This window comes from Exiguobacterium sp. s168, from assembly GCF_018619035.1.
GTDB classification, from domain to species: Bacteria; Bacillota; Bacilli; order Exiguobacteriales; family Exiguobacteriaceae; genus Exiguobacterium_A; species Exiguobacterium_A acetylicum.
The window spans coordinates 1-2926 of the sequence record NZ_JACSNE010000053.1 but is presented as its reverse complement, the minus strand read 5'-3'; the positions used below and the strand labels follow the sequence as shown (position 1 = coordinate 2926).

Here is a 2926-nt window from a genome sequence, read left to right as displayed (position 1 = left end):
CAACAATCGACCAAGGAAGTGTTTGGATTGGAAAACTGCATACGAGGTCTTTTCCGAAGAAGTGTTGCGCTTAATTTGACAAACCGTCATATACTTAAAAAATTCTGTTTTATTGAAAAGTTAGCAATTTTAAAAAGTGAGAAGGAAGTTTTTATACAATATGATAAGTTGTAGTTTTTCGAATCTTAGTATCAATATTTGAATAAGATATGAAGACTAGTCTATTGGTTAAGGTAATAGAAATTCGATAAGCTTGAATGAAAAACTCGAAAAAATAAAATCAAAGCAATATTAAATAATTTTCCTAGATTTCGCTAACACAAGTCATGCTCTCGTTTATCATCGCTCTAGCAATCATCTTGTATTTGATGCAGTTGAATATACTTTTCTTAACGCAAATCTCTTCAATATAGTAATTTACATACGTCACATATTCTAAGTTGAATGAAAAAAACAATTATGTTTCTTATTGGTAAACACATCAATCACGTTCCGATACTTTTTTGAGAACGTATTGAATCACGAGAATAGTTATTTACATAATTCGATGAGCTATGTAAACTCTTCCACCAGATTTATTAGTTAATTTAAATCTACATTATCAAAAAAACTATTAAAAACGCCAAACGGCTTGATCCTGTTAAAATTCAGGACTTAAGCCGTTTAAGAATTTTTTATTACTTTAACAATCTACTTAATATGGAGCAATTCATTATTTGTGAGAATCGTGTAAAAATTAAATAGAAGAATTGCCATCAAGTTTTTCTGTTATTGTCGATGTGTCCTCTTTAAAGTGTTTATTAACAATCCTTAAAGCAGCAAATCCATCCTCCATCGGACCGTACGTCGCACGGAACGTATCGAGTTGCGCTTGATACATTTTCGTCAGACGCGGAATGTCCGATAAGGCGTGAAGCAAAGCCTCTTCCGTCTCTAAGATTGGTCCCGGAAGATCGTTGTAGTAGTCGAGATAAAACCCGCGCAGCGTATCCCGGTAGAGATCAAGGTCATACGCATAGAACATCATCGGACGATTCATGTTCGCGAAGTCGAAGAAAACAGAAGAATAGTCTGTGATCAGTAAATCGGTGATCAAGTATAGTTCTTGAATATCCGGATACGCCGTCACGTCGATGAATTGTTCCCGGTGCTGCGCTGGAATCTTCGGCTTTTTCGTGACGAGCACGTGCGTCCGAATTAAGAAGATATACTCATCGCCTAACGCTTCCGCGACCCGGTCGAAATCAAACGGGTAGTCGAAGTAGAACTTCCCTTTACCAAGCGACTGATGGTCCCGGAAAGTCGGTGCATACAAGATGACTTTCTTGTCTTCCGGCAGTTGAAGCTGCGTCCGGATCCGTCCGATTGTCCCTGCATTATTTGCCGTAAAGAAGAGATCGTTTCGCGGATAACCAGATTCGACGACCGGTCCCCCGTACTGGAACGCACTTCTAAAGATGTTCGTCGCATAGGGGCTCGGGGACAAGAGGACGCTCCATTGCGCAATCGAATTGGTCACTCGTTCGACGTAACCCTCGTCCCGACCATGGATCTCGTCTAAGTCGAACAACATCTTCTTCAACGGCGTGCCGTGCCACGTCTGGATGTAGGTCGTCTCTTTTCGCCGCGTCATGTAGTGCGGGAAGTTCTGATTGTTGACCCAAAACTTAGCCGTCGCCATGTAATAGAAGTAGGCAGGAGATAAGCGTTTGACGACTTTTGCGTTTGGATCACCGAGATAAAGCTTCTTGTTGTAGATCCAAACGACTTTATAGCCGAGTGCTTGTTTCTTCAGTTCCTCGTAAATGTAACGCGGACTGTCCGCGTAATGTTTACCAAGACCGCTCTCGAAGACCACGAGTTTCGGGTCGACCGGTAAGACGCATTGCATGAGCCGGTATCCAGCCTTCATCGTCGGGAAGTAGAACCGGCTGCGGCGATAGACCTTAAAGAGGATGTTCGCTGCTTCGTTCGTCTGAATCTTTTCAACGAGGCTCGTCTGTTTCGTATAGTTCATGATCGTTTGATAGACCTGATCAGAGTAAGTCGTATCCGTTTTCGTCAAGAAGACGTCAGCGCGTCGTTTGTATTCGTCCGCCATCTCAAAATTACGGCGTGCCGTCGCGTCAAGATCGTCGAACAGGTCATCAATCGTTTTGGAGATTCGACCCGGTAATTCGTTCTCGAGATCGAGATACGAACCGAGTGGACCGATGAAGCGTTTCGGGTCGAATTGGAGATAGTGAACCGGTCGCTTTAAGAAACTGAAGTCAAAGGCAACACTTGAGTAGTCAGTGACGAGCAACAGGCTCTCTTTTAACAACCCTTGGACGTCACGTTCGCCTTGGTGGATGACCGTGATCGGTAAGTTCTCGAAGTGACTCGAATATTGCTGCATGTTTGGATGCAGGCAAAGGACGATCTCGAGATGATGTTGTTTCGCATACGCATGCAAACGATCACTCGATAGGAATGTTTGGTACTGCTGATAGTATTCTGATTCGAAGAACTGGAGTGGCGTCTGTAGCCACGACCGCCACGTCGGAATGACGAGCATCTGACGTTTAACTTCAACATCATCTCGGAGCAACGTATCAAAACGAGATAGCCCAGTGATTTTGACCTCCCGATCTAAATAACCCATATCTTGCGTAACGAGGCGTTTTTCACGCTCCGAACTGACAAGGAACAAATCCGTATCAAATGCCGGTGCGAATTTTCCGTACTGCTCATTCATATTTTTAGTACCTAAAACACCATGCTGGATAAAAATTCGGTCTGCCTTCATTTTCTTTTTAAAGGGTTCTGATTTTAATGGGTACAAGTACTCGGCATGATGTGTCCCGATGACCTTCTTTGCCATCAAAGAGTGATAGATGTGTTCCTTCGATTTGATCGGCAAGACGTTTCCGAGCGGAGCGACTTG

At 43.2% G+C, this 2926-nt stretch carries 1 protein-coding gene; it reads right to left on the bottom strand.

Going from position 1 to position 2926, the window contains the following annotated elements; genetic code table 11:
- Positions 1-736: 736 nt before the first annotated feature.
- A partial coding sequence (locus KNQ15_RS16495) for a CDP-glycerol glycerophosphotransferase family protein (RefSeq protein ID WP_214730114.1) occupies positions 737-2926 on the bottom strand: 2190 nt, incomplete at its 5' end.